This is a genomic window from Streptomyces venezuelae, from assembly GCF_008642295.1.
Lineage (GTDB): Bacteria > Actinomycetota > Actinomycetes > Streptomycetales > Streptomycetaceae > Streptomyces > Streptomyces venezuelae_C.
Genome location: NZ_CP029190.1, coordinates 6,621,558 through 6,645,370 on the forward strand (window position 1 = coordinate 6,621,558; position 23,813 = coordinate 6,645,370).

At 71.5% G+C, this 23,813-nt stretch carries 20 protein-coding genes; 12 read left to right on the forward strand and 8 right to left on the reverse strand.

The annotated features are described in order from the left end of the window. Positions 1–23 precede the first annotated feature (23 nt). From DEJ50_RS29660 to DEJ50_RS29670, 3 genes are all read right to left on the reverse strand, one after another. Positions 24–1,373 (reverse strand): ABC transporter substrate-binding protein, encoded by a 1,350-nt coding sequence (locus tag DEJ50_RS29660; RefSeq protein ID WP_150211139.1) that lies wholly within the window; start codon positions 1,371–1,373, stop codon positions 24–26. A 37-nt stretch (positions 1,374–1,410) separates the two neighbouring features. Beyond that, a complete protein-coding gene (locus DEJ50_RS29665; RefSeq protein ID WP_317852568.1) occupies positions 1,411–2,238 on the reverse strand; it encodes a carbohydrate ABC transporter permease in 828 nt (275 codons plus the stop codon). A gap of 131 nt (positions 2,239–2,369) precedes the next feature. Beyond that, entirely contained in the window at positions 2,370–3,254 is an 885-nt protein-coding gene (locus tag DEJ50_RS29670; protein ID WP_223837958.1) for a carbohydrate ABC transporter permease, read from the reverse strand. Positions 3,255–3,665: 411 nt separating this feature from the next. Between DEJ50_RS29670 and DEJ50_RS29675 the strand changes: the two genes are divergently transcribed. From DEJ50_RS29675 to DEJ50_RS29685, 3 genes are all read left to right on the forward strand, one after another. Next, positions 3,666–4,667: a LacI family DNA-binding transcriptional regulator gene (locus DEJ50_RS29675; protein WP_150211141.1), complete on the forward strand. Its 1,002-nt coding sequence runs from the start codon at positions 3,666–3,668 to the stop codon at positions 4,665–4,667. 69 nt (positions 4,668–4,736) lie between these two features. Then, positions 4,737–6,791, forward strand: a complete 2,055-nt coding sequence (locus DEJ50_RS29680; protein WP_150211142.1) for a beta-galactosidase — start codon at positions 4,737–4,739, stop codon at positions 6,789–6,791. 47 nt (positions 6,792–6,838) lie between these two features. Further along, positions 6,839–8,770, forward strand: coding sequence for a glycoside hydrolase family 5 protein (locus DEJ50_RS29685; protein WP_150211143.1), 1,932 nt, complete (start codon positions 6,839–6,841; stop codon positions 8,768–8,770). 80 nt (positions 8,771–8,850) lie between these two features. Here the strand turns inward: DEJ50_RS29685 and DEJ50_RS29690 are convergent, their stop codons facing one another. The 3 genes from DEJ50_RS29690 to DEJ50_RS29700 all read right to left on the reverse strand — a co-directional run bounded on the left by DEJ50_RS29690 (position 8,851) and on the right by DEJ50_RS29700 (position 11,604). After that, a complete protein-coding gene (locus DEJ50_RS29690) occupies positions 8,851–9,648 on the reverse strand; it encodes a VOC family protein (protein WP_150211144.1) in 798 nt (265 codons plus the stop codon). Between the two features lie 120 nt (positions 9,649–9,768). Then, positions 9,769–10,932: an agmatine deiminase family protein gene (locus DEJ50_RS29695; protein WP_150211145.1), complete on the reverse strand. Its 1,164-nt coding sequence runs from the start codon at positions 10,930–10,932 to the stop codon at positions 9,769–9,771. Positions 10,933–10,989: 57 nt separating this feature from the next. Continuing rightward, positions 10,990–11,604, reverse strand: coding sequence for a TetR/AcrR family transcriptional regulator (locus tag DEJ50_RS29700; protein WP_150211146.1), 615 nt, complete (start codon positions 11,602–11,604; stop codon positions 10,990–10,992). 147 nt (positions 11,605–11,751) lie between these two features. On the opposite strand from DEJ50_RS29700, the gene DEJ50_RS29705 reads away from it, so the two are divergent. The 9 genes from DEJ50_RS29705 (at position 11,752) to tsaD (ending at position 21,382) form a co-directional block, all read left to right on the forward strand. Continuing rightward, positions 11,752–12,378, forward strand: a complete 627-nt coding sequence (locus tag DEJ50_RS29705) for a TetR/AcrR family transcriptional regulator (protein WP_150211147.1) — start codon at positions 11,752–11,754, stop codon at positions 12,376–12,378. A 155-nt stretch (positions 12,379–12,533) separates the two neighbouring features. Continuing rightward, positions 12,534–13,544 (forward strand): agmatine/peptidylarginine deiminase, encoded by a 1,011-nt coding sequence (locus DEJ50_RS29710; protein WP_150211148.1) that lies wholly within the window; start codon positions 12,534–12,536, stop codon positions 13,542–13,544. Positions 13,545–13,640: 96 nt separating this feature from the next. Then, entirely contained in the window at positions 13,641–15,311 is a 1,671-nt protein-coding gene (locus DEJ50_RS29715; RefSeq protein ID WP_150211149.1) for an ABC transporter substrate-binding protein, read from the forward strand. Continuing rightward, on the forward strand, positions 15,308–16,267 hold the full coding sequence (locus DEJ50_RS29720) for an ABC transporter permease (RefSeq protein WP_150211150.1): 960 nt from the start codon (positions 15,308–15,310) through the stop codon (positions 16,265–16,267). The genes DEJ50_RS29715 and DEJ50_RS29720 overlap by 4 nt, the downstream gene beginning before the upstream one ends. Beyond that, positions 16,264–17,130 (forward strand): ABC transporter permease, encoded by an 867-nt coding sequence (locus DEJ50_RS29725; protein WP_150211151.1) that lies wholly within the window; start codon positions 16,264–16,266, stop codon positions 17,128–17,130. Before DEJ50_RS29720 ends, DEJ50_RS29725 begins: the two co-directional genes overlap by 4 nt. Then, positions 17,127–18,131 (forward strand): ABC transporter ATP-binding protein, encoded by a 1,005-nt coding sequence (locus tag DEJ50_RS29730; RefSeq protein ID WP_150211152.1) that lies wholly within the window; start codon positions 17,127–17,129, stop codon positions 18,129–18,131. Before DEJ50_RS29725 ends, DEJ50_RS29730 begins: the two co-directional genes overlap by 4 nt. Beyond that, complete coding sequence (locus DEJ50_RS29735) at positions 18,115–18,990, forward strand: ABC transporter ATP-binding protein (protein WP_150211153.1); 876 nt, start codon at positions 18,115–18,117, stop codon at positions 18,988–18,990. The genes DEJ50_RS29730 and DEJ50_RS29735 overlap by 17 nt, the downstream gene beginning before the upstream one ends. Positions 18,991–19,055: 65 nt before the next feature. After that, complete coding sequence (locus DEJ50_RS29740; protein WP_150211154.1) at positions 19,056–20,216, forward strand: agmatine/peptidylarginine deiminase; 1,161 nt, start codon at positions 19,056–19,058, stop codon at positions 20,214–20,216. 92 nt (positions 20,217–20,308) lie between these two features. Further along, the gene (gene tsaD, locus DEJ50_RS29745) at positions 20,309–21,382 is read left to right on the forward strand and encodes a tRNA (adenosine(37)-N6)-threonylcarbamoyltransferase complex transferase subunit TsaD (RefSeq protein WP_150211155.1); all 1,074 of its coding nucleotides are present in this window, start codon (positions 20,309–20,311) and stop codon (positions 21,380–21,382) included. 26 nt (positions 21,383–21,408) lie between these two features. On the opposite strand, the gene DEJ50_RS29750 is transcribed toward tsaD, so the two are convergent. Together DEJ50_RS29750 and DEJ50_RS29755 are read right to left on the reverse strand one after the other, a co-directional pair. Further along, a complete protein-coding gene (locus DEJ50_RS29750) occupies positions 21,409–22,779 on the reverse strand; it encodes an MATE family efflux transporter (RefSeq protein ID WP_190344759.1) in 1,371 nt (456 codons plus the stop codon). Beyond that, positions 22,776–23,798, reverse strand: a complete 1,023-nt coding sequence (locus DEJ50_RS29755) for an LLM class F420-dependent oxidoreductase (RefSeq protein WP_150211156.1) — start codon at positions 23,796–23,798, stop codon at positions 22,776–22,778. Before DEJ50_RS29755 ends, DEJ50_RS29750 begins: the two co-directional genes overlap by 4 nt. Between the last annotated feature and the right edge of the window lie 15 nt (positions 23,799–23,813).

Here is a 23,813-nt window from a genome sequence, read left to right on the forward strand (position 1 = left end):
CGGAATGGACTGCACGGCTCGGACTACTTGACGGTGAAACCCTGTTCCTTGCCGAACCCGTTCAGCCGTTCCTCCCAGGTGGCCAGCGCGCCGGGCAGGTTCCCGCCGGGCTGCAGGGCCTGACCCACGGAGTCCTTGAAGACGCTGTTGGCGTAGGGCTGGAAGGGCAGGTACTGCCAGCCGGGCCGGACGGCCTTCGACATGTCGGAGAAGACCTCGTTGGGCTTGCTGTTGGGGAAGAACGGCACCTCGGCGCTGCGGAAACCGGGGTTGTCGAGCAGCAGCTTGGTCGCGGGGAACAGACCGACTTCGGAGTTGAGCGACTTGACCGCCTCCGGGTCTGAGTTGAGCCACTGGGCGAAGGCGACCGAGGCCTCCTTGTTCTTCGCCTGTGTGGTAACCGCCACCGACGAGCCGCCGTTCTCCGAGCTGACACCGCCCGGCATGGGCGCAACCGTCCACTGGCCCTTGCTCTGCGGGATGAACTGCTCCAGAACCGCCGGCGCCCAGGCGCCGGCCAGCCACGTCGCGTACCTTCCGGCGGCCATCGACTTCCACCACTCGTCGTTCCAGCTCACCGTGGATTCGACCAGCTTGTTCTCGATCAGCGGGCCCCAGGTGTCGGCGTAAGCCTTGCTTCCGGCGTCGTTCTTGAGGTTGATGGCGACGTCGGTGGTGCCGTTGACGGTGTACGGCTTGCCGCCGCGCTGCCAGATCAGGCTGTTGGTCGCGCCCGCGTCGCCGGGGTCGACGAACGAGATGAAGGTGTTCGGATCGGCGTCGTGGATCTTCTTGGCCAGCGTGCCGTACTCCTCCCACGTGGCCGGCGGTGTCGCACCGAACCTGTCGAGGATGTCCTTGCGGTACAACATCGCCATCGGCCCGGTGTCCTGGGGTATGCCGTAGATCCCGCCCGCGACGTTGACCTGGGTCCAGGCCGACTCGGCGAACTTGTCCTTGAGGCCGGCCGCACCGTAGTCGGCGAGGTTGACCAGCGACTTGCTCACCGCGAACTGGGGGAGTGCGTAGTACTCGATCTGGGCGACGTCGGGGGCGCCCTTGCCTGCCTTGAGCGCGGTGGTCAGCTTGGTGTACTGGTCCTTGGACTGTCCCGCGTTGACGAGGTTGATCTTGATCTTCGGGTACTTCTTCTCGAACAGCGCGATCGTCTTGTCGATGTTCGGGACCCAGGACCAGAAGGTGATCTCGGCCGGCTTGTCCAGTGCTGCCTGCACGGCAGCGGGGTCGGCCTTGCCGCCGCCGTCGGAGCCGCCGGAGCCGCCGCCGCAGGCGGTGAGGGAGAGGGAGAGCGCGGCGGCGGTGGCCGCGGTGAGGGCGCGGGTGAGACCCGGCAGCCGCAGGGATCTGCTCATTTCGAATCCTTACATTCCGGACGTTGAGAGGGGTGGGCTACTGCTTGACGCCGCCGGCGGCCAGTCCCGACTGCCAGAACCGCTGGAGGAAGAGGAACGAGACGATCAGCGGGACGATCGCCAGCAGGCTGCCGGTGATCACCAGAGGGAGGACCGGTGTGGCAGTGGCGACGCCGCCCTGTGCGAGCGCGTTCCACTGGTGCAGCCCCACCGTGAGGGGGAACAGCTCCGGGTCGTTGAGCACGATCAGCGGCAGGAAGTAGTTGTTCCAGGTGGCCACGAGGGTGAACAGCAGCACGGTGACGAAACCCGGAGCCAGCAGGCGCAGCGAGATGGTGAGGAAGATGCGCAGTTCGCCGGCTCCGTCGATGCGCGCGGCCTCCAGCATCGCGGGCGGAACCGCCTCGGTCGCGTACACCCGCATCAGGTAGAGCCCGAAAGGACTGGCAAGCGAGGGCAGCAGGACCGCCCACGGGGTGTTGACGATGCCCATGTCGCTGAACAGCAGGTACGTCGGGACTGCGAGGGCGGAGGCCGGGATCGAGATGGCCCCGATCACCACGGCGGACACCACCCGCCGGCCGGTGAATTCGTACATGGCCAGGGCGTAGCCGCCCATCGTCGCGATGATCGAGGCGCCGCCCGCCCCGACCACGGAGTAGAGCACGGTGTTGCCGAACCAGCGCAGGTAGATCCCGTCGTCGTAGGTGAAGACGTCCCTGATGTTCTCGAACAGGTGGAAGCCGTCCCCGAACCACAGGCCGGAGGAGTCGAGAAGGGTCTGGTTCGACTTCGTCGCGCTGATGGTGAGCCAGACGAGGGGGATCAGCGTGTACGCGAGCATCAGCCCCATGGCCACGGTCAAGGCGGTGGACCTGCCCGGCCGGCTTCGAGGGGATTGGCCGCGGGGGCTCCGGCGGCGGGCGGGGGGTCGGCGGGACGCCCCTGCGGAGGACGCCTCTTCGGACCTGCTGACGGCCTCGGGCGCGGAAGTGGTCACAGCATGCGCTCCCTTCGGGCGGTCGCGCGCTGGACCGCGTACGCGACGATCACGGTCACCAGGCCGAGCAGTACCGCGACGGCTGCCGAGTAGTTGAACTGACGCCCCTCGAAGGCGAGGTTGTACGCGTACATGTTGGGGGTGTAGTTCGTGGAGACGGCGGAGGGCGCCAGGTTCTGGAGGACGCTCGGCTCGTTGAACAGCTGGAAGCTGCCGATCACCGAGAACGTCGTGGCCATCAGGAGTGCCGGGCGCAGGGCCGGAAGTTTGATGCTGAACGCCTTGCGGATGGCGCCGGCGCCATCCACCTCGGCCGCCTCGTAGAGCTCTTCGGGGATGGACCGCAGCGCGGCGTAGAAGATCAGCATGTTGTAGCCGACGTACGACCACGTGACGATGTTGCCGATCGACGCGAGCATCCAGTTCTTGGAGAGCAGGTCGGGCACCTCGGTGTGCAAGAGGGCGCCGATCTCGCCGACCAGGCCGAACCGGTCGCCGTACAGGTAGCCCCACATCAGGGCCGCGACCACGCCGGGGACGGCGTAGGGGACGAAGATGCCGATCCGGAACAGCCCCGGCGCCCGCAGCCGCCCGCTGTCGATCGCGAGAGCGGCTGCCAGTGAGAGGCAGAGCATGAGCGGCACCTGGATCGCGAAGAAGAGGGCGACGCGGCCGAGGCCGGCATGGAACAGGTTGTCCCGGAACGCCTTGGTGTAGTTGTCCAGCCCGGCGAAGGTCATGCCCCCGACCATGCGTTCCTGATAGAGGCTCAGGTTGATCGAATAGATCAGTGGGGCCACGACTCCGATGACGAAGACGCAGAGGAACGGCAGGAGGAACGCATGGGCGGTGAGGTTGCGCCGAACAGCGCCGCGTTTCACCGCAGTCTCCGGCGGCGGCGGTCGGCGACGGGTGTCTCGCTGACCTGGGCTTGGTCGACTCTCACGGGAAAGACCTCCGATGCATGTTAGCGCCAACATGGTGGCGCGGTTCGGAAGTGTGTCGACAGCTCTCGGACAGTGTCAAGAGTTTTGGCCAACACTTCTGGCGGATCGTCAGCGGCCTTGAATTTGCAGGGATTTTCAGGAATCTGAAGAAGGGTCACCGGTCTGCCGGACCAACCGCAGCCGCTCGGTGGCCTGTTGACCGATGCGGCATGTTCGCGCAAACATGATCCCGGCCGGCAAGGTGCCCGGGCAGCACAGTGCGAGAGGAACTGCACCATGGCGAAGGAAGGGCAGCGGCCACGCAAGCCCCGCTCCCCGGCCGCGGATCGCCCCAGGCCCCCGTCCATGGCGGATGTCGCGGCCATGGCAGGGGTTTCGGCGCAGACCGTGTCCCGCGTGCTCAACGCGACGGCCCGGGTCGACGACACCACCCGCGACCGGGTCGTCCGGGCCGTACGCATGCTCGGATACCGGCCCAACACCGCTGCCCGGGCGCTCGCCACCGGCAAGTTCCGGATGATCGGTGTCATCAGCTTCGACCTCACGGCGCACGGAAACGCACGCACGCTGGAGTCGATCGTCGCCGCCGTGCAGTCCACCGAGTACTCCGTCAACGTCGTCGTCCCGCAGGCGCAGACCCAGGAGGCCGTGCTGGAGGCCTTCCGGAGGCTGAGCAGCCATGCGGTGGACGGGGTCATCGTGAACGAGGCACAGATCCTGACCGGTTCGCTGATGCTGCCCTACGGCCTGCCCGTCGTGGTCGTCGACGGCGGGGACGACCACCGCTACCCGGGCGTCCACACCGACCACGCGGCCGGTGCGGAGATCGCGGTGAACCACCTGCTCGGGCTCGGCCACCGCACGGTGTGGCACCTGGCCGGCCCACAGGACTCCCACCCCGCACGCCGCCGCGCCGAAGTGTGGCAGCGCGCACTCCAGGCGGCGGGCGCTCCGGTCCCGGCCGCCGTACACGGCGACTGGAGCGCCGAGAGCGGCTACCGGGCCGGCCGGGAACTCGCCGGCCGGCCGGAGGTCACCGCGGTGTTCGCCGCAAACGACCAGATGGCGCTCGGGCTGATCCGGGCGCTCCGCGAGGCAGGACGCTCCGTCCCGGAGGACGTGAGCGTGGTCGGGTTCGACAACATCGCCGAATCCGCCCACTTCCTGCCTCCCCTGACCACCGTCGACCAGGACCTCTCCCGGGTCGGTGCGGCCTGTGTGGCGCGGCTCCTGGGCCAGATCGAAGGCGCTCCGGCGACGGACTCCTCCATCGTGTCGGTCATGCCGACCCTGGTGGAACGCGCGAGCTCGGCGGCGCCACGTACGCCACGCACGCCACGCATCTGAGCCCACTGCCCCCTGTCACACCCCATACGAGACCTCGTACGTCCTGAAGCTCCTGAAGGGGTAAGAACGATGAACTCTCCGGCACACGACCGGACCCGGGCCCTCGGCACCCGACTGGGCGGCCTCGGATTCGGCGGCGACTACAACCCCGAGCAGTGGGACAAGGCCACCCGCGCCGAAGACCTGCGACTGATGAACGAGGCCGGCGTCAACCTCGTCAACCTGGCCATCTTCGCCTGGGCCCGCGTCGAACCCGCCCGAGACACCTACGACTTCGGGTTCTTCGACACCGTCATGGACGATCTGGCCGCCCACGGCATCACCGCCGACCTGGCCACCATGACCGCCTCACCACCCCCGTGGCTCGTCGCCGAGCATCCCGGGATCCTGCCGGTCACCGCCTCCGGAGGCATCCTGTCCCCGGGCGGCCGCCAGCACTTCTGTCCCTCCAGCCCGGTCTTCCGCGACCGGGCCGTCCGCCTGGTCGAAGCCGTCGCCACGCACTACCGCGACCACCCGGCACTGGGCCTGTGGCACGTCGGCAACGAGTACGGAATCCATGTCACCGAATGCTTCTGCGACATCTCCGCCGCCGACTTCCGGCGCTGGCTGGCCGACCGGTACGGCGATGTCGACGCACTCAACGACGCCTGGTCCACCGACTTCTGGTCCCAGCGCTACACCTCCTTCGACCAGATCCTGCCCCCGCGCGCCGCACCCACCTACCCCAACCCCTCCCAGCAGCTCGACTTCAAGCGGTTCAGCAGTGACGCGCTGCGCACCTGCTTCGCCCTCGAACGCGACGTACTGCGCCGCATCACCCCCGACACCCCGGTGACCACGAACTTCCTCGCCGGACACAAGTCGGTCGACGTCCGCGCCTGGGCACCCGAAATGGACGTCCTCGCCCTCGACAGCTACCCGGACCCGCACGACGAGGCGGCGCACATCGAGGCGGCGCTCTCCTACGACCTGCTGCGCGGCGCGGCCGGCGGACGGCCGTGGCTGCTGACCGAGCAGGCCCCCTCCGCCGTCAACTGGCGGGGCCGCAACGCGGGCAAGGCTCCGGGCCGGATGCGCCTGTGGAGCTGGCAGGCCGTCGCGCAGGGCGCGGACGCCGTCATGTACTTCCAGTGGCGGCAGTCCCGCGGCGGAGCGGAGAAGTTCCACTCCGGCATGGTCCCGCACGCGGGGCCCGGTACCCGGGTGCACGCCGAGGTGCGCGAGCTGGGCCGCGAACTGGCCCTGGTGCCCGAGCTGGCCGGTACCCGGATCCGCAACGAGGTCGCGGTCGTGTTCGACTGGGAGAACTGGTGGGCGATCGAGCTCGACTCGCACCCCTCGGACGGAGTGCGCTGCATCGACCGCGTCCTCGACCACTACGCCCCGCTGTTCGAGGCGGGCGTCGGCATCGACCTCGTCCACCCCTCGGCCGACCTCTCCCCGTACAAGTGCGTGGTGCTGCCGAGCCACTACCTCCTGTCGGCCGAAAACGCCGACCGGATCAGCCGGTTCGTGGCGGACGGCGGATCCCTGCTCGCATCCTTCTTCACCGGGATCGTCGACGAGCACGACCGGGTGCACACGGGCGGCTATCCCGCTCCGCTGAGCGAGGTGCTGGGCGTACGCGTCGAGGAGTTCTGGCCGGCCGCAGTGGATGAGGAGGTCCCGCTGCGGGCCGCGGAGGCAGGAGCCCCGGCCCCCGCGCCGGCCTCGCTGTGGCGCGAGGACCTGAAGCTCACCGGCGCCCGCCCCGAGCTCTTCTTCGCCGGACCCGACTGGGACGAGGACCGCCCGGCGGCCACGGTGCACGCCCATGGCGCAGGGGCGGCGCGCTATGTCGCGACCCGCCCCGATCCCGTCACGATGCGGGCCATCGTCGACCGCGCGCTCGCCGATGCGGGAGTGGCCCCCGTGCTGCCCGGCCTGCCCGCCGGCATCCAGGCGACGATCCGGCACGGAGCGGACCACGACGTCCTCATCCTGCTCAACCACACCGGGCACACCCATGAGGTGACGCTGCCCGCCGAGCGCCGGAACCTCCTCGACGGACAAAGGCCCGCCGTCCGGCACCTCACCCTCGAACCGCGGGGCGTCGCCGTCCTCGGCAGCGCCGGCCTCTGACCGCTCCATCCCCCCGCACTCCCACCCCTCACCCCCCGGAGGAATCTGTGAGAAGACCCCTAGGCCGGGCGGTACTCGCCGCGGCGCTCCTGATCGGAGCGCTCGGCGCCGCCCCGGCCGTCGCATCCGCGACGGCCGCGACAGCCACCACGGCGACGAAGGCCACGACTCCCGGGACGGCCGCCGGCATATCCGCCGGCCTCGCCGACACCTGGCGTCCGCCCCTCAGCACCCGGGGCCGCTACATCGTCGACGCCGACGGCAACCGCTTCAAGCTCAAGTCCGCGAACTGGCAGGGGGCCCAGGGCTCCTGGAGCGGCTCCGGGGACATCAACGACCCGGCCAGCCACCACGACGGCGAGAAGGCCGACCAGATGCCGCTCGGTCTGGACCGCGCCCCGATCGCGCGGATCCTCGCCGACTTCCGCGCACTCGGCATCAACAGCATCCGGCTGCCGTTCTCGAACGAGATGCTGCACGACCAGCGCCCGGTCTCCGACGCCTCGGTCGCCGCCAACCCGCAGCTGCGCGGCAAGACCCCGCTCCAGGTCTTCGACGCCGTCGTCGCCGCCAGCACGGGCGAAGGCTTCGCGGTCATCCTCAACAACCACACCATCACCTCCCGCTTCTGCTGCGGCCTGGACGGCAACGAGCGCTGGAACACCAGCCAGTCCACGGCGCAGTGGGAGAACGACTGGATCAACCTCGCCCGCCGGTACAAGGACAACAAGCGCGTGGTCGGCGCCGACCTCTACAACGAGGTCCGCCGCACCATCACCGACGACGCCAACTGGGGCTGGGGCAACGATCACGACTGGTGGGCCGCCTCCCAGCGGCTCGGCGACCGGCTCCTCACCGAGGTCAGCCCCGACCTGCTGGTGGTCGTGGAAGGCATCAACTGGCAGGGCGTCCCGGCCGACGGACTGCCCCACTGGCGTCCCACCCTCGAACCGGTCCGCACCCTCTCGCACACCCTGGTCGCCTCGAACAAGCTGGTGTACGCGGCGCACTTCTACGGCTACACCGGGCCGAACCACACCGGCGCGACCGGCATGGGCGAGACCCACGACCTGCGCTACCAGGAACTCTCCCGCGAAGAGCTCTTCGCGACCCTCCAGCGGCAGGCGTTCTACGTCTCGGCCGAAACCGGCCGGCACTTCACCGCACCCGTGTGGATCAGCGAGTTCGGCATCGGCAGCGACGAGTCCAACCCGCAGGCCCGCACCTGGTTCGGCAACTTCGTCGACCATCTGACCGCCAACGACACCGACTTCGCCTACTGGCCGCTGGTCGGATGGGCCGGACACGGCACCTGGTCGATCCTCAACTACGACACGACGGGCCGCCGTTCGGGCCTGCTGGACGGCAACGACTGGCGTGCCACCGCCTGGAACCGGCTCGTTACCGCGCCCACGAAGACCGGGCAGATCCCCGTCTCCGACACCTGGAACATGCTCAGCCTCGACCACACCGATGCGGTCCAGTCGATGCGCGCACGGGCACTGGGCGACTGGGATGCGGGAGCCCGCAAGGGAGCCTGCCCCGACGGTCAGCGGCTCGTCGGCCTGGCGCACCGTGACGGCCGGGGACTGTGCACCGACGCGGGGGCCGCAGGTCTGGCCGCCGGCGGCGCGCCGACCGTGGTCAAGGACGAGCGGTACGTCCAGCAGGGCGACTGGGCGGGCGGCTACACCAAGTACCAGTGCGCGCCGAACCAGTTCATGACCGGCTACAGCGTGCGGGGCCAGGCGGTCTCCGCCGTCCTGTGCGCCCCGGCAGGCAGGACCCTGGGGACAAACGGCCGCACCGTCTGGTTCGACCGGGGCGACAACCGGCCGGCCGGAGGCCCCGGCGGGGAGTTCGCCCAGGGCAACTACAAGGGGCAGTGCGGAACGGACGAGTACGCCGCCGGCATCGCCTTCACCGGAGCATGGGCCAAGGGCAAGACCCCGGACGCCCTGCTGTGCCGCAAGCTCTGACCCCCGGAGCCCTATGACGAGGGCCGGGCCCGGCAGCGGGCCCGGCCCTCATCGCGCTCCATGGGCGGCCTGGCCCGGGATCAGCCACGGCTCGGGGTGAGGACCACGAAATCGGCGTTCGACGGGTCGAGGCAGATCGCGAGCCGCCCCACGCCCTCCGCGTCCTCCGGCCCCATCATCAGGCTGCCGCCGGCGGCGGTGACCTTGGCCGCCGTGGCGTCACAGTCCTCGACGGCGAACACGGGGTGCCAGTACGGCCGCCCGCCCGTCAGGGTGAGGTGCTCCGCGGAGAGCTCCATCAGGCCGCCGTGCATGCGCTCCACAGGCAGGCCGGCGGGGGTGATCAGGGAGTACGTGCCCCCGCCGCCCGGCAGCTCCATATCGCTGAACGACCAGCCGAACAGGCCGCCGTAGAACTCCTTCGCCGCGGCGGCGTCGGTCGTGTACAGCTCGGCCCAGGACAGCGAGCCGGGCTCGTCCACCAGCTCGACGCCCTTGTCCGTCCCCGGCTGCCAGACCGCGAACTGTCCCCCCAGCGGGTCGTTGTACTGCGCCATCCGGCCGTACTCCTCGAGGTCCATCGGAGGCACCCGGACCGTGCCGCCCGCACGCTCCACCGCCTCGGTGGTGGCGTCCGCATCGGCGACGTTGTAGTAGATCATCCAGGCCGAGCGCGCCCCCTTCTCGGTGAGCTGCCCGAGCCCGGCGACGATCTTTCCGTCCTTGCGGAACATCCCGCCTTCCGGGTGATCCCCCTCGCCCATGGACTCGTACTCCCACCCGAGCACGGAGCCGTAGAAGGCCGCGGCGGCCCGGACGTCGGGGGCGCCGAGGTCCAGCCAGCAGGGGGAGCCGGGGACGGCGTCAGTGGTGATCATGACGATTGCCTTTCGCAGGTCCGGTACGACCCCAGCGTGGCACCGGCCCCCGGCACCCGCCCGTCGGCGGCAGCCGCCCGCCGCAGCCGTGCGGTGAGCCGGCCGGACAGCGGCGGGCGGTCAGGCGGCGGGCTTGCCGGGCTGGTCGTGGGTCGCGCAGTGGATGCCGCCGCCGCCCGAGGCGATCGTGTCGATCGCGACCGGCACGATGTCCCGCTTGGGGAAGTGCTCCTGCAGGATGCTGCGGGCCCGGTCGTCGGCCTTGCGGTCCCCGAACCTGGGCATGAACACGGCATCGTTGGCGATGTAGAAGTTGGCGTAGGTCGACACGAAGTCGTCGCCCTCGCCGGTGATCCGGTTCAGGTCGGGCTGCGGCAGGTCGATCACCTCGAAGCGCCGGCCGCGGGCGTCCGTCGATGCCGACAGGACGGACTTCGCCTGGTCGGCGGAGCGCGACCAGGAGTCCGGCGGGGTGCTCGGGTGCGCGCGGTCCAGCAGGACCACACCGGGCGCGGTGAACCGCACCAGGCTGTCCACGTGGGCGTCCGTGATGTCCTCCCCGCGGACCCCGGCCAGCCATACGACCTTCTCGACGCCCAGGGTCTGCTTGAGCTCCGCCTCGATGGTGTCACGGTTCTTGCCGCGGTTGCGGTTGTCGTTGACGATCGAGCTCTCGGTGATCAGCAGGGTGCCCTCGCCGTCGGGCTCGAAGGAGCCGCCCTCCGCGACCAGGGGGGCCTGGACGCGGGGAATCCCGTACCTCGGGAGCAGGGTGCGGCCGACCACCCCGTCGTTCCGGTGTTCCTGCTTGCCGCCCCAGCCGTTGAAGTTGAAGTCGACCCCGGTCACCTTGCCGTCCTGCTCGACGAAGACGGGGACGGTGTCCCGTGCCCAGAGGTCGTCGACGGCCAGCGGGATCACCTCGACCTGGGAGCCGCAGGCCCGCTGTGCCGCGGTCACCTGCTCGGGGCGGGCCATCATCACGACCGCCTCGTACTCCCCGACGGCCCGGGCGATCCGCGCAATGTCCTCGCGTACGTAGGGCAGGTCGCCCTCCCAGACCGAGGTGAGCGCCGGCCAGGACATGAACGTACGGGTGTGGCTCTCCCATTCGGCGCCCAGCCGGCGCTTGGCGCCCGCAGGGGCGGGTGCGGAGGGCCCGCCGGCGGTGCCGGTCCCGGCGCCGGCCTCGGTGGGGCCGCAGGCCGAGGCGCCCGCGACGACGGCGCCGATTCCGGCGAGGGTGCGAAGGACGGCCCGACGAGTGGGGGGCAGGAAGGACACGGGGAACTCCGATCGTGCGCTGGGTCTCCGCCACTCTGACACTGACTGGAAATTCAGTCAATTCGCGACAGGAGGGTGGGAGCCGAGCCGCTCGATTTCCAGTCCGATGGCCTCCCGGAGCAGGCTCCGGGCGTGCTCCAAGGGAAGCAGGCCGCTGAGCCAGCGGCCACTGAGACCCTCCAGTAGCACCGTCAGCCGTTCCGCCGCGGCCATGGCGGCGGTGCGCGGCGCGGCCGGACAGAGCTCGGCGAGATGGCCCGCGATCTCCGCCGCCCAGGCCGCGCCCGCTGCCGCGAGTTCGTCCCGCAGCTCCGGATCGAAGACCGAGTGGGCCCGCAGCTCGCCCCAGGCCGTGCTGTTCTCGCGCACCTCGGGCAGGTCCTGGAACTCCAGCAGCAGGGTCCGCTCCAGGAGGTGCCGCGGGTCGGACGGGCCGGCCGCGGCCATGCCCTCGCCCTCGCCCTCCCCGGTCGCGGTGTAGCGGTCCGCCCGCTCCCCGAGGAACGCCAGGGCGTGCCGCAGGATGCCGGGCCGGTCCTTGAAGTGGTAGTAGATCAAGGCGGTGGACACCCCGGCCTCGGCCGCCAGGTCCGCCACCCGCAGCCCCCGGACGCCCCGGCGTGCGATGACCCGTGCGGCACCGGTGAGGATGGCTCTTCTGCGGTCGGTCACTGTGTTCCCTCCTGGCCGTGTGCGTCTCGCCCGGTCCCATACTGACTGAAAATTCGGTTAGCAGCACGCCAGTGCGCCGCACCTCCGGTATTCCCGGGTTGCGGGCCGCCGGTCCCTGTGCCGGAACGCCCCGGTAAGGTGCGGGTCATGGCGTCTCGCAGTACTCAGATCCTTGAAGCAGCCGCCCGGGTCATCGCCCGGCGCGGGGTCCGCGGGCTGCGCGTGGAGGAACTCGCTGCCGAGGCCGGGGTGTCCACCGCCCTGATCTACTACCACTTCAAGGACCGGACCGGGGTCCTGCGCCAGACGCTCGAGTTCATCAACGACCGCGCCGAGCGCTACACCACGGACCGCGACCCGGACGACCCGCCGCTCACCCCCCGGGAAGAGCTGGAGGAGACGCTGCTGCTGGAGCTCCAGGACACCACGGAGGTCCGGGAGAACAGCTCGGCCTGGGGCGAACTGCGGGCGAGCGCCGTCTTCGACGAGGTGCTGCGCGAGGATCTCGCCAGGGCCACCCTGGTGTGGGTGCAGGAGGTCGCCGCGATGCTGGGCCGGATCCGGCCGATGGCGCCGGCCTCCGCGCTCGCCGCCGCGGCCGAACGGCTCACCGCCCTGCTGGAAGGGCTCAGCATGCGCTGGCTCAGCGGAGGCATCGGGATCGGCCATGCGCGGGAGCTGATGCGCGGCGCCATCGATGCGGAACTGGCCGGGCTGGCCGGGCCGGCCGGACCGGTCTCCCGCAGCGGCGATCCGGGCACTCCCGGACGCTGATCCGAACACGCACCGTCCCGTCCGCTCGGCGGACGGGACGTTTCACTGTCCCATCTATTGACTGAATTTTCAGTCAGTGCCACAGTGCGCTCAGGCCTTGACTGAATTTTCAGTCGGGTGGAAGACTCCCCTCCACGCCGAGAAATGAGACACCGATGGCTGATTACCGTATGCCCGCCGAGTGGTCCGAGCACGAGGGCTGCCTCATGGCCTGGCCCACCCGCGAGGACCTGTGGGGGAGCGTCCTGGCCGAGGTGAAGGAGGAGTACGCCAACGTCGCCCGCGCCATCGCCGCCTTCGAGCCCGTGACCATGGTCGCCCCGCCCGGCCACGGCGCGGACGCCCGGGACCGCTGCGGGGCCCCGGGCACCGGCGTCACGGTGATCGAGCTGCCGCTCGACGACTCCTGGTTCCGCGACTCCGCCCCGCTCTTCGTCCTCGACGGCGACGGCAACCGCGCCGGCGTGGACTTCCGCTTCAACGCCTGGGGCGGCAAGCACCACCCCTTCGACTCCGACGACCGGGTCAGCGCCCTGCTGCTGGAACACGTCGGCGTCGACCGGATCGCCTCCGAGATGATCCTCGAAGGCGGGTCCATCACCGTCGACGGCGAGGGCACGCTGATCACCACCGAGCAGTGCCTGCTGCACCCCAACCGCAACCCCGGGATGGACCGCGACGAGATCGAGGCCGAGCTGAAGTCCCGGCTCGGGGTCACCAAGGTCATCTGGCTGCCCTACGGCGGCCTCCTCGACACCGAGACCGACGGCCACGTCGACGGCGTCTGCGCCTTCGCCGCCCCCGGCACCGTCGTCGTCTCCCTGCCCGAGGACCCCGACCACCCCGACTACGCCCGGATGCGCGCCAACCGTGCCGTGCTGGAGGCGTCCACCGACGCCCGCGGCCGGCGGCTGGAGATCGTCGAGGTGCCGCAGACGGCCTTCGCGGACCTCGCCGACAGCAAGATCGAGGTGTCCTACCTGAACTACTACATCGCCAACGGCGGCGTCGTCGTCCCGGTGGCCGGGGTGCCCCAGGACGAGGCCGCCCTCGCCGTCATCGCCTCGGCCCACCCCGGCCGCAAGGTCGTCGGGGTGCGGGCCCTCGCCATCGCCTTCGGCGGCGGCGGTATCCACTGCATCACCCAGCAGATTCCCGCCGTCTGACCGGAGAACCGGAGAACCGGCCGTTCCCGGCGGTCCGCCCCGGCGGTCCGCCCGCTCCTCCAGCACCGCATCCCTCACGGAAAAGAGAGCGCGACGATGACCCCCTCACCCCGCACGGGCAGACGCCCGCACCGCCAGGCCGGCCGCCGCGGCACCGCGGCGGCCCTCACCACCGCCGTGCTGGCCTCCTTCGCCCTGCTCTCCGCCTGTACGGGTCCGCCCCAGGGCGACGCCGGCACGGTCACCGACGTCCGGCTCTCCACCTCCACGCCCCCGGCCCGCGGCGAGATCGACTCCTTCAGCTGGGCCGTCTACGCCGAACCGCCCACCCTCGACTACACGGTGGCCTTCGACTACCCGCAGAACACCATCCTGTCCAATGTGTGCGAGAGCCTGATGCGCTGGACCCCGGGGCTCACCACCGAACCCGGCCTCGCCCTCAAGGCCGCCAACCCCGACCCCACCACCTGGGTCTACGACCTCCGCCCCGGCGTCCGCTTCCACGACGGCAAGGAGATGACCGCCGACGACGTGGTCTTCAGCCTCGGCCGGCAGATGGACCCCGACAACGCCGCCGCCTGGGCCCAGGTCTTCCAGAACGTCACCGCCGTCACCAAGACCGGCCCGCTCCAGGTCACCGTCAAGCTCAAGAAGCCCGACTCCCAGTTCCCGCAGTACATGGCCACCGCCGCCGGCGTGGTCGCCTCCAAGGCGGGCGTCGAGGCGGCCGGCCGGGACTACGGCACCACCGGCGGTCTCGCCTGCACCGGCCCGTTCCGGCTCGGCACCTGGACCAAGGGCCAGTCCATCGAACTGGACCGCTTCGACGGCTACTGGGGCACCAAGGCCAAGTCCAGGAAGGCCGTCTTCCGCGTCCTGACCGATCCCTCCGCCCGTACCAACGCCATGCTCAGGGGCGAGGTCGACGGCGGCTACCTGATCCCCACCGAGAGCTACGCCCGGCTGCGCGGAAGCGGCACCGGAACCCTGTACTTCGGCGAGGGCCTGAGCACCGTCAACGTCAACATCACCGATATGAAGGGGCCGCTCGGCGACGTCCGCGTCCGCCGGGCCCTGTCCCTGGCACTCGACCGCACCGGCTTCGTCAAGGCCGGACTCGGCGGCGCGGGCACCGTCACCAACTCCCTCACCACCCGGGCCGCCTGGGCCGCCGCCCCCGAGCAGACGCTCAAGGCCGCCTTCGACAGCCTCCCGCCCTCCGGCCAGGACATCGACAAGGCCAAGGCCCTGGTCCGGGAGGCCGGCGCCACCGGCAAGACCCTGACCGTCGCCACCAGCTCCATCGGCCAGGACGTCTCCCTCCTCGCCACCGCCGTCCAGGCCGCCGGCAGCCGGATCGGCCTGGACATCCGGCTCAAGACCATCGCCCCCAACGCCTTCACCGCACTGTTCACCGACCCCCAGGCGCGCGAGGGCATCGACATGTTCCCGCTCACCTACTACGACTCGATCACCGACCCCCTCGACCTGCTGCAGAACTTCAAGACCGGTGCGTACATGAACTTCGCCGGCTACAGCGACCCGCAGTACGACGAACTCGTCGACCAGGCCTCCGCCGTCTACCCCGTCGAGCAGCGGCTGGCCATCGAGGCGAAGCTCCAGCACCGCGCCTCCGAGCAGCTGCTGTGGATCCCCGTCGCCGAGTGGCCCACCGCCTTGTACCTGGGCAAGCGGATCACCGGCGCCCCCACCACCATCGCGTACATGTACTACCCGTGGGCCGCCGACGTGGGGGCCGCACAGTGAGCTTCCTCCGATTCGCCGTACGCCGGCTCGCGGAGATGGCCGCCACCCTCCTCGCCGCCTCGTTCGTGGTGTTCGGCGCCATGTACCTGGCACCGGGCAGCCCGGCGAGCTTCCTGCTCGCCGGCCGCTCGGCCTCCCCGGAGGCCCTCGCCGCGGTCAACGCCCAGTACCACCTGAACGACCCGTTCCTCGTACGGTACTTCCGCTGGCTCGGCGACGTGGTGCACGGCGACTTCGGGCGCTCCCTCACCTACCGCACCGATGTCTCGCGCCTCCTCGCGGACCGGCTCCCCGTCACCCTGCTGCTGATCACCATGGCCCTCGCCGTGGTCGTGGCGGTCGGTCTGCTGCTGGGCCGGACCGCCGCCGTCCGCGGCGGCGCCACCGACTCCGGCATCCTCGTCGGCACCACCCTCGCCGTGGGCACCCCGTCCTTCGTCGCGGCCGTCCTGCTCCAGGGCCTCTTCGCGGTCCGGCTCGGCTGGTTCCCCAGCAGCGGCGCCGGCGACGGCTTCACCGACATGCTCTGGCACCTCACCCTCCCCGCGATCGCCCTCGCCCTCTACCTGATCGGCATGCTCGCCCGGGTCACCCGCTCGGCCATGCTCGAAGCCCTCGACAGCGAGCACGTCACCGTGGCCCGCAGCCGCGGAGTCCCCGAACGCCAGGTCATCCGCCGCCATGTCCTCCGCAACTCCCTCGGCACGGTCCTGACCACCGGCGGACTGATCGTCTCCACCCTGCTGGTGTGCACCATCCTCGTGGAGACCGCGTTCAGCATCGGCGGCATCGGCCAGCTGCTCGAACTGTCCACCACCACCAAGGACTTCCCGACCGTGCAGGCGATCTCCCTGATCATCGTCGCCCTCTTCATGACCGTGAACCTGATCGTGGACCTGCTGCTCCCGCTGGTCGACCCGCGGGTCAGCCTCGGCACCAGGGGGGCCGCCGCGTGACCGCCGCCTCCGCCCCCGCCCTCGCCCGTCGGCCCGGTCTCTCCCGGATCCGCGCCACCGGCTCCCCGCTCCACCTCGTCTGCCTGGCCCTGGTCGCGCTCGTCGTGCTCGCCGCCCTCCTCGCACCCTGGCTGGCACCCCACGACCCCAACGCTGTCGACCTGGGCACCGCCCTGGCCGCACCCTCCGCCGCACACCCGCTCGGCGTGGACGCCGCCGGCCGGGACACCCTCTCCCGCCTGCTGCTCGGCGCCCGCACCTCGCTGCTCGGCCCGCTGGGCGTGGTCGCCTTCTCCACCGTCGCCGGCATCGCCGTCGGGATGGCCGCGGCCTGGCGGGGCGGCTGGCTCGACTCCGTCCTCTCCCGCAGCACCGAGCTGGTCTTCGCCTTCCCCGGCATGCTGCTCGCCATCCTGATCATCTCCGTCTACGGCGAGGGCCTGCTCGCCCCCGTCATCGCCCTCGCCGTCGCCTACCTGCCCTACGTCAGCCGCCTGACCCGGTCACTGGTCCTCGCCGAGCGGGAGCGCCCGTACGTGAGCGCCTACCGGGTCCAGGGCCACTCGGCGCTCCAGATCTGTCTGCGCCACATCCTGCCCAACATCGCCCCCGTCGTCCTCGCCCAGTCCACCATCAACTTCGGCTACGCCCTCATGGACCTCGCCGGACTGTCCTTCCTCGGACTCGGCGTCCCCGCGCTCACGCCCGACTGGGGCCGCATGGTCTTCGACGGGCAGACCGCCGTCCAGCACGGCTACCCGCTGTCCGCGGTCCTGCCCTGCGTCTTCATCGTGCTGACCGTGGTCGCCTTCAACGTGGTGGGCGAACGGTGGGCGGACCGCATAGCCAGGAGAGCACGATGAGCCCGACCGGCCCGACGCACACCCTCGACGTCCAAGGGCTGAGGGTCACCCTGCCCGGTACCGCCCGGCCCGTCCTCGACGGCGTCGACCTCACCGTCGCCCGCGGGGAGACCGTCGCCCTCGTCGGCGAGTCCGGCTCGGGGAAGTCCCTCACCTCCCGCAGCGCGCTGGGCCTGCTGCCGCCCGGCGCGGTCGTCGAAGGCACCGTACGGGTCGGCGTCGAGGATCTGTTCGCCCTGGACGCCGGCCGACTGCGCGAGGTGTGCGCCGGGCGGGTGGCCATGGTCTTCCAGGACCCGCGCGCCGCCGTCAACCCGCTGCGCCGCATCGGCGACTTCCTCACCGAGAGCGTCACCCTCACCGGTGCCGTGAACCGGCGGGAGGCCACGTCCCGGGCGGTCGAGCTCCTCGAAGCCGTGGGCCTGGACGCGTCCGTCCTGCGGAAGTATCCCGGCCAGGTCTCCGGGGGCATGCTCCAGCGCGTCGTGATCGCAGCGGCCCTGATGGGGGACCCCGAGCTCCTGCTGGCCGACGAACCCACCACGGCGCTGGACGTCACCAGCCAGGCCGAGGTCATCGCCCTGCTGGCCGGACTCCGCGAACGCTTCGGCACCGGCCTGCTGTTCGTCACCCACGACCTCGACCTCGCCGCCGCCATCAGTGACCGCGTCTACGTCATGTACGCCGGTCGGATCGCCGAGACCGGCCCGGCCCAGGTCCTCTTCAGCCGCCCCCGGCACCCGTACACGGCCGCCCTGCTGGCCTCCACCCCGCGGATGGACGGCCCCAGGGGCCGGCTCGCCGCCATCCACGGCCAGCCGCCCGACCTGCGGGAACCCCTGCACGGCTGTGCCTTCGCCGCCCGCTGCCCGCTCGCCACCGAGGTCTGCGACCAGCGGGCCCCGGAGCCGGCCGCGGCCCCGGACCGGCCGGAGCACCGGGCCGCCTGCCACCACAGCGACCGGCTCGAAAGGAGCACCGCCGATGTCGTCGACGTCTGAGACGAACGCACTGGAAGTCAGGGGACTGCGCCGGTCCTTCGGGGCCGTCCGTGCGGTGGACGACGTGTCCTTCGTCCTCCCCGAGGGCGGATCGCTGGGCATCGTGGGGGAGTCCGGCTCCGGCAAGAGCACCACGGCCCGCATCGTCGTCGGGCTGGAGCAGGCCGACGCGGGGGAGGTGCTCGTACGGGGCCGGGCCCGGACGGGACGCGCCCGCGGACGGGCCGCCCGGCTGGCCCGCGCCCGCGAGATCCAGATGGTGTTCCAGGACCCCTATCTCTCCCTCGACCCGCGCACCGGCGTCGAGGCGGCCCTGCGCGAGACGCTCAGCCTGCACTTCCCCGGCCGCGACCCTGCCCGGCGGATCCGTGAACTGCTCGACCAGGTGGGCCTGGGCAGCCGGGCCGCCGACGCCCTGCCGCGGCAGCTTTCCGGCGGCCAGCGCCAGCGCGTCGCCATCGCCCGGGCCCTCGCCGTGGAACCGGCCGTCCTGGTCCTCGACGAGGCGGTCGCCGCGCTCGACGTCTCCGTACAGGCGCAGATCCTCAATCTGCTGGCCGACGTCCGGGAACAGACCGGGGTCGGGTACCTCTTCATCACCCACGACCTCGGGGTCGTCCGGTGCGTCACCGACGAGATCGTCGTGATGCGCCACGGCGCCGTGGTCGAACAGGGCGGCACGGCGGAGGTCCTGGCCGCTCCCCGGCACCCGTACACCCGGCTGCTGCTGGATTCGGTGCCCCGCCCGGGCTGGGATCCCCAGGCGATCGCCGCGGCGCGCCGGGCACTCCAGGGCTGTCCTGCGCCAGGTCCGGCGACCGCCGGGTCCAGCGGAACGCCGCAGCTTGGTCAGTTGTGACCCTTCGGTCAACCCCGCAGCCAGGCGGGGGAGTCGGTATCCCCAAGGAAGACCAGGAGACCCCCATGAACGATCACGCAGCACACCCGCCCGCCGAGGGCGCGGGCATGGGCCGGCGCAGGTTCCTGGCGGCGGCCGGCCTCACCGCCGCCGCTGCCGCGCTCGCGGCGGCCGAGGGCCGGGCCGGGGCGGCCCCCCGTACGGCTCCTGCGGCGGTGGGCACCTTCCGGGTGCCGATCGAGGACGTCCGCCACACCCGCACCTGGATGGCCTGGCCGGACAGCAGCTCGATCTGGGGCGGCAAGCTGAGCGGCGTCCAGTCGGACATCGCCCTGATCGCCCGCACCATCGCCAGGTACGAGCCGGTCTACCTGTGCGCCAACCCCGGCAGTGCCGCCAAGGCCCGCTCCCTGTGCGGCCCGGCCGTCACCGTCATCACCACCATCCCCGTCGACGACTGCTGGATGCGCGACACCGGCCCGGTCTTCCGTACCGACGGGGCGGGCGGGCTGGACGCGGTCGGCCTGAGTTTCAACGGCTGGGGCAACAAGCAGGCGCACGCCAAGGACACCCTGGTCGCCGGCCGGATCGCCGGCCACGTCGGCGTCCCGTTCACCGTGGCCGGCCTGGTGGGCGAGGGCGGCGCGGTAGAGCAGGACGGCGCCGGCACCCTGATGGCCACCCGCAGCAGTCTCGTCAACAAGAACCGCAACCCCGGCATGTCGCAGAGCCGGATCGAGGCCGCGCTGTGCACGGCCTACGGCGCGACCAAGGTCATCTGGTTCGACGGCGTGTACGGCCAGGACATCACCGACGACCACGTCGACGCCACCTCCCGCTTCCTCGCCCCCGGGAAGGCCCTCGTCCAGATGCCCCTGGCCTCGGACAACGACGTCTACGCCAAGGACGCCCGCCAGCAGTTCCAGATCCTGTCCGGAGCCACCACCGCGGGCGGCACCCGGATGACCGTCGAGAAGCTCCAGGGCCCCGACTACGACAAGATCCGCTCTACCCACCCGGACTTCCTGGCCTCGTACGCCAACTACTACGTGTGCAACGGTGCCGTCATCAGCGGCCAGTTCGGCGACACCCGGGCCGACGCCGCGGCCAAGGCCACGCTGACGCGCCTCTTCCCCGGCCGCGTGGTCGAACAGCTCAACATCGACCGCCTCGGCACCGGCGGCGGCGGAGTCCACTGCGTCACCCAGCAGCAGCCGGCCGCCTAGGGTCTGCCGCCGTCGCGCCATCGCCGCGTCACGCCCCCGGCCTTATTGCACATATATTGCAGTTGCAGAAGCAAGGCAGAAGGAGGCGTGCTGTGGGCGGACCGGTAGTGCTGGGAATCGAGTCCTCGTGTGACGAGACCGGTGCGGGGATCGTGCGCGACGGAAAGCTGCTCGCCCACGTGGTGGCGTCGAGCATGGACGAGCACGCCCGGTTCGGCGGGGTGGTCCCCGAAATCGCGGCCCGCGCCCACCTCCAGGCGTTCAACCCCGTCGTCCGGCAGGCCCTCGACCAGGCCGGACTGCGGCTCGGCCAGCTCGACGCCATCGCCGTCACCACCGGACCCGGACTCTCCGGAGCCCTCCAGGTGGGCCTGGCCGGCGCCAAGTCCCTGGCCTACGCGGCCGGACTGCCGCTGTACGGGGTGCACCACCTCGCCGGGCACGTGGCCGCCGACACCCTGGAGCACGGCCCGCTGCCCAACCCGTGCATGGTGCTGATCGTCTCCGGCGGCCACACCTCGCTGCTGCTCGTACGGGACCTCGTACGCGATCCGATCCTGCACCTGGGCGACACCGTGGACGACGCGGCCGGGGAGTGCTTCGACAAGGTGGCACGGGTCTTCGGCCTGCCCTACCCGGGCGGCCCGGCCATCGACCGGGCCGCCCGCGGGGGGAACGGCTGCGCGGTGGCCTTCCCGCGCCCCCTCACCCGTGCGGGTGACGCCCCGTACGCCTTCTCCTTCTCCGGACTGAAGACCGCCGCCGCCCGCTGGGCCGAGCAGCACCGCATCCGGGGCGAGGAGATCCCGGTGGCCGACGGCGCCGCCTCGCTCCAGGAGGCCATCGCGGACGTGCTCACCCGCAAGGCGCTGGCCGCCTGCCGGGAGTACGAGGTGCGCACGCTGGTCGTGGTCGGCGGAGTGGCCGCGAACTCGCGGGTGCGGGCTCTGGCCGAGGAGCGGTGCGCCGCCGCCGGTGTCGAACTGCGGGTGCCCCCGCTGACGCTGTGCACCGACAACGGGGCGATGATCGCCGCCGTCGGCGACCTGCTGGTGCGGGCGGGCTCGGAACCCGCGCAGCTCGACGTCTCGATCGACCCGTCCGCGCCACTGGAGTACGCCGCCCTGCACCCGGTGGCCCGCGCCGCCGCCCCCCTTCCCGCCTGACGCCGCGGCCCGGACGCGACGCGGCCTCAGGCGAGGTCCGCCTGCGGGGCCTTCGGCGGGCCGGCCCGCTGCGCCGGGTCCTTGCCCGCGAACCGCTTCCGGTACCGCGGGACCAGCAGTGCGCAGTACAGGACGGCGAAGGAGGTCCATGCCAGGTACAGGCCGGGCAGGCCGAGACCGGCGTGCACGCCCAGCAGCCACCCGAGCGGGATGAGCAGCAGGTAGTCGCTGGTCACGGAGGCGACCAGGACGGCCCGGGTGTCCCCGGCGGCGCGGAGCAGCGCGGCGTACGCCATGCCGGCTGCCAGCGGCGCCATGCTCAGCAGGGCCACCGGGGTCGCACCCCAGGCGCGTTCCGCGACCACGGGGTCCGAGGTGATCCGGTCCAGCAGGACCGGGCCGAGGGCGAGGGCCGAGGCCGAGGGCAGGGCGAGCATCAGCAGCAGGAGCCTGAGGCCCGTCGGATGCCAGGACCGGGCGCCCCGGGTGTCGCCCCGGCCGAGTTCCTGGCCGGCCAGGATGGTGATCGCCGTGGATGCGGAGCCGAGGAAGGTGAACACGACGAGGGTCAGGTTGTCCACGATCCGGTACGCGGCGAGATCGTGGGTGCTCATGCGGGCGGCGAAGCCCGCCATCAGGGCCTCGTTGACGTAGCCGATGCCGAGCGTGGTCATCTCGGGCCAGCCGATCCGCCACAGCCGCCCGGCCTCGGCCCGGGTGGCTTCCGCCGCCTCCGCGGAGTCCCCGGCGGCGCGCGGCAGCCGGCTCCGGCAGTACACCAGCAGGAAGCCGGTCCCGGCTGCCGTGGCGGCGAGGGTGGAGAACGCGGCCCCGGTCACGCCGAGGCCCGCACGGAAGATGAACAGCAGGCCGAGCGGGAGGTTCACCAGGTTGACGAGCAGCGCCGTGTACATCGCCGCCCGGGTCGCCCCGGTCCCGGCGCAGGCGGCCTGGAGGGTGAAGGACACGGCGGCGAAGGGAACGGCGAGCGCCAGGATGCGCAGATAGCCGGTTCCCGGCCCGAGGACCTCGCCGGCCGCGCCCAGAGCCCTCAGGGCGTACGGCGCCGCCGCGTACAGGACGGAGCCGAGGGCCGCTCCGGCGGCCACGGAGGTGATCAGCCCGGTGCGTACGACCCGGCCGACCTCCCCGCTCCGGCCGGCGCCGTGGCACCGGGCCACCCGGACCTGGACCGCCGTGGCCCAGCCGCGGACGACGATCAGCGCGACGAAGTACACGGGCGCGGCGAGGGCGAAGGCGCCGAGGGCGTCGGTGGACACGCGGGCGAGCATGAGCGTGTCGACGATGTTGACCGCGACCTGGGTCAGTCCGGCCACGAGCAGCGGGCAGGCCAGGACCCATGCGCCGCGGAGCGTGGGGCGGGCGGGACCGTTCACAGAGCGGCCTGGGCGGCTTCCAGCAGCTCGGGGTCGCGGTCGAGGAGGATCAGGGTGTCCACCCGGGAGTCCTTCCAGGCCAGGATGCGGTCGACGATGGCGGGAATCGGTCCCGGCAGGGCGACCTCGTCGAGCAGCGAGTCGGGGACGGCCGCCACGGCATCCGGCCGGTGGCCTTCCGCCAGGTGCCGGCGGATGGTGTGGGCCGGGCCCTCGTACCCCATCCGGCAGGCCACGTCGAAGTAGGTGTTCCGGCCACCCGGTCCCACCGCGCCGATCAGATGCGCGAACAGCGGGCGGAGCCGGTCGCGGCCCTCCTCGACCGTCTCGGCGCGGGCCACGTAGACGATGGGGCTGATCTTCATATCGGCGGGGGTGCGGCCGGACCGGCGCAGGCCCGTGTCCAGCGGCCGGGTCAGGGCGGCCTCGTGTTCCGGCGCGTAGAAGCCCGCCAGCCAGCCGTCGGCGATCTCGCCGGTCAGCTCGACGTTGCGCGGCCCGATCGCCCCGAGATACAGGGGGAGGTCCGGACGCAGCGGCCGGATGTCGGCCTTCACCGGTCGGGCGGTGCCGCTGGAGCCGGGGCCCCGGTAGGGCAACTGGTAGATGTCGCCGACGTGTTCGACACGCTCGGCGTGCTCGATGGCCTTGCGGACGATCGTGACGTACTCGCGGGTGCGTTGCAGCGGGCGGGAGTACGGGCGGCCGTGCCAGCCTTCGACGATCCACGGGACGGACAGGCCGAGGCCGAGCTGGAACCGGCCGCCCGAGAGCACGTCCAGCGTCATGGCGGTCATCGCGGTGGCGGCCGGGGTGCGCGCCGGGATCTGCATGATCGCGGTGCCGAGCTTGAGGTGTTCGGTGGTCGCGGCGAGGTATCCGAGGACGCTGACGGCGTCGGGGCCGTACTCCTCGACGCTCCACACGGAGTCGATGCCGATCCGGTCGGCGTGCCGGACGATGGGGAGGATCTCTTCGACGGGTTCTCCGCCGTAGCCCAGGGCGAGCCCGAGACGCATGCGATGGCTCCTCGT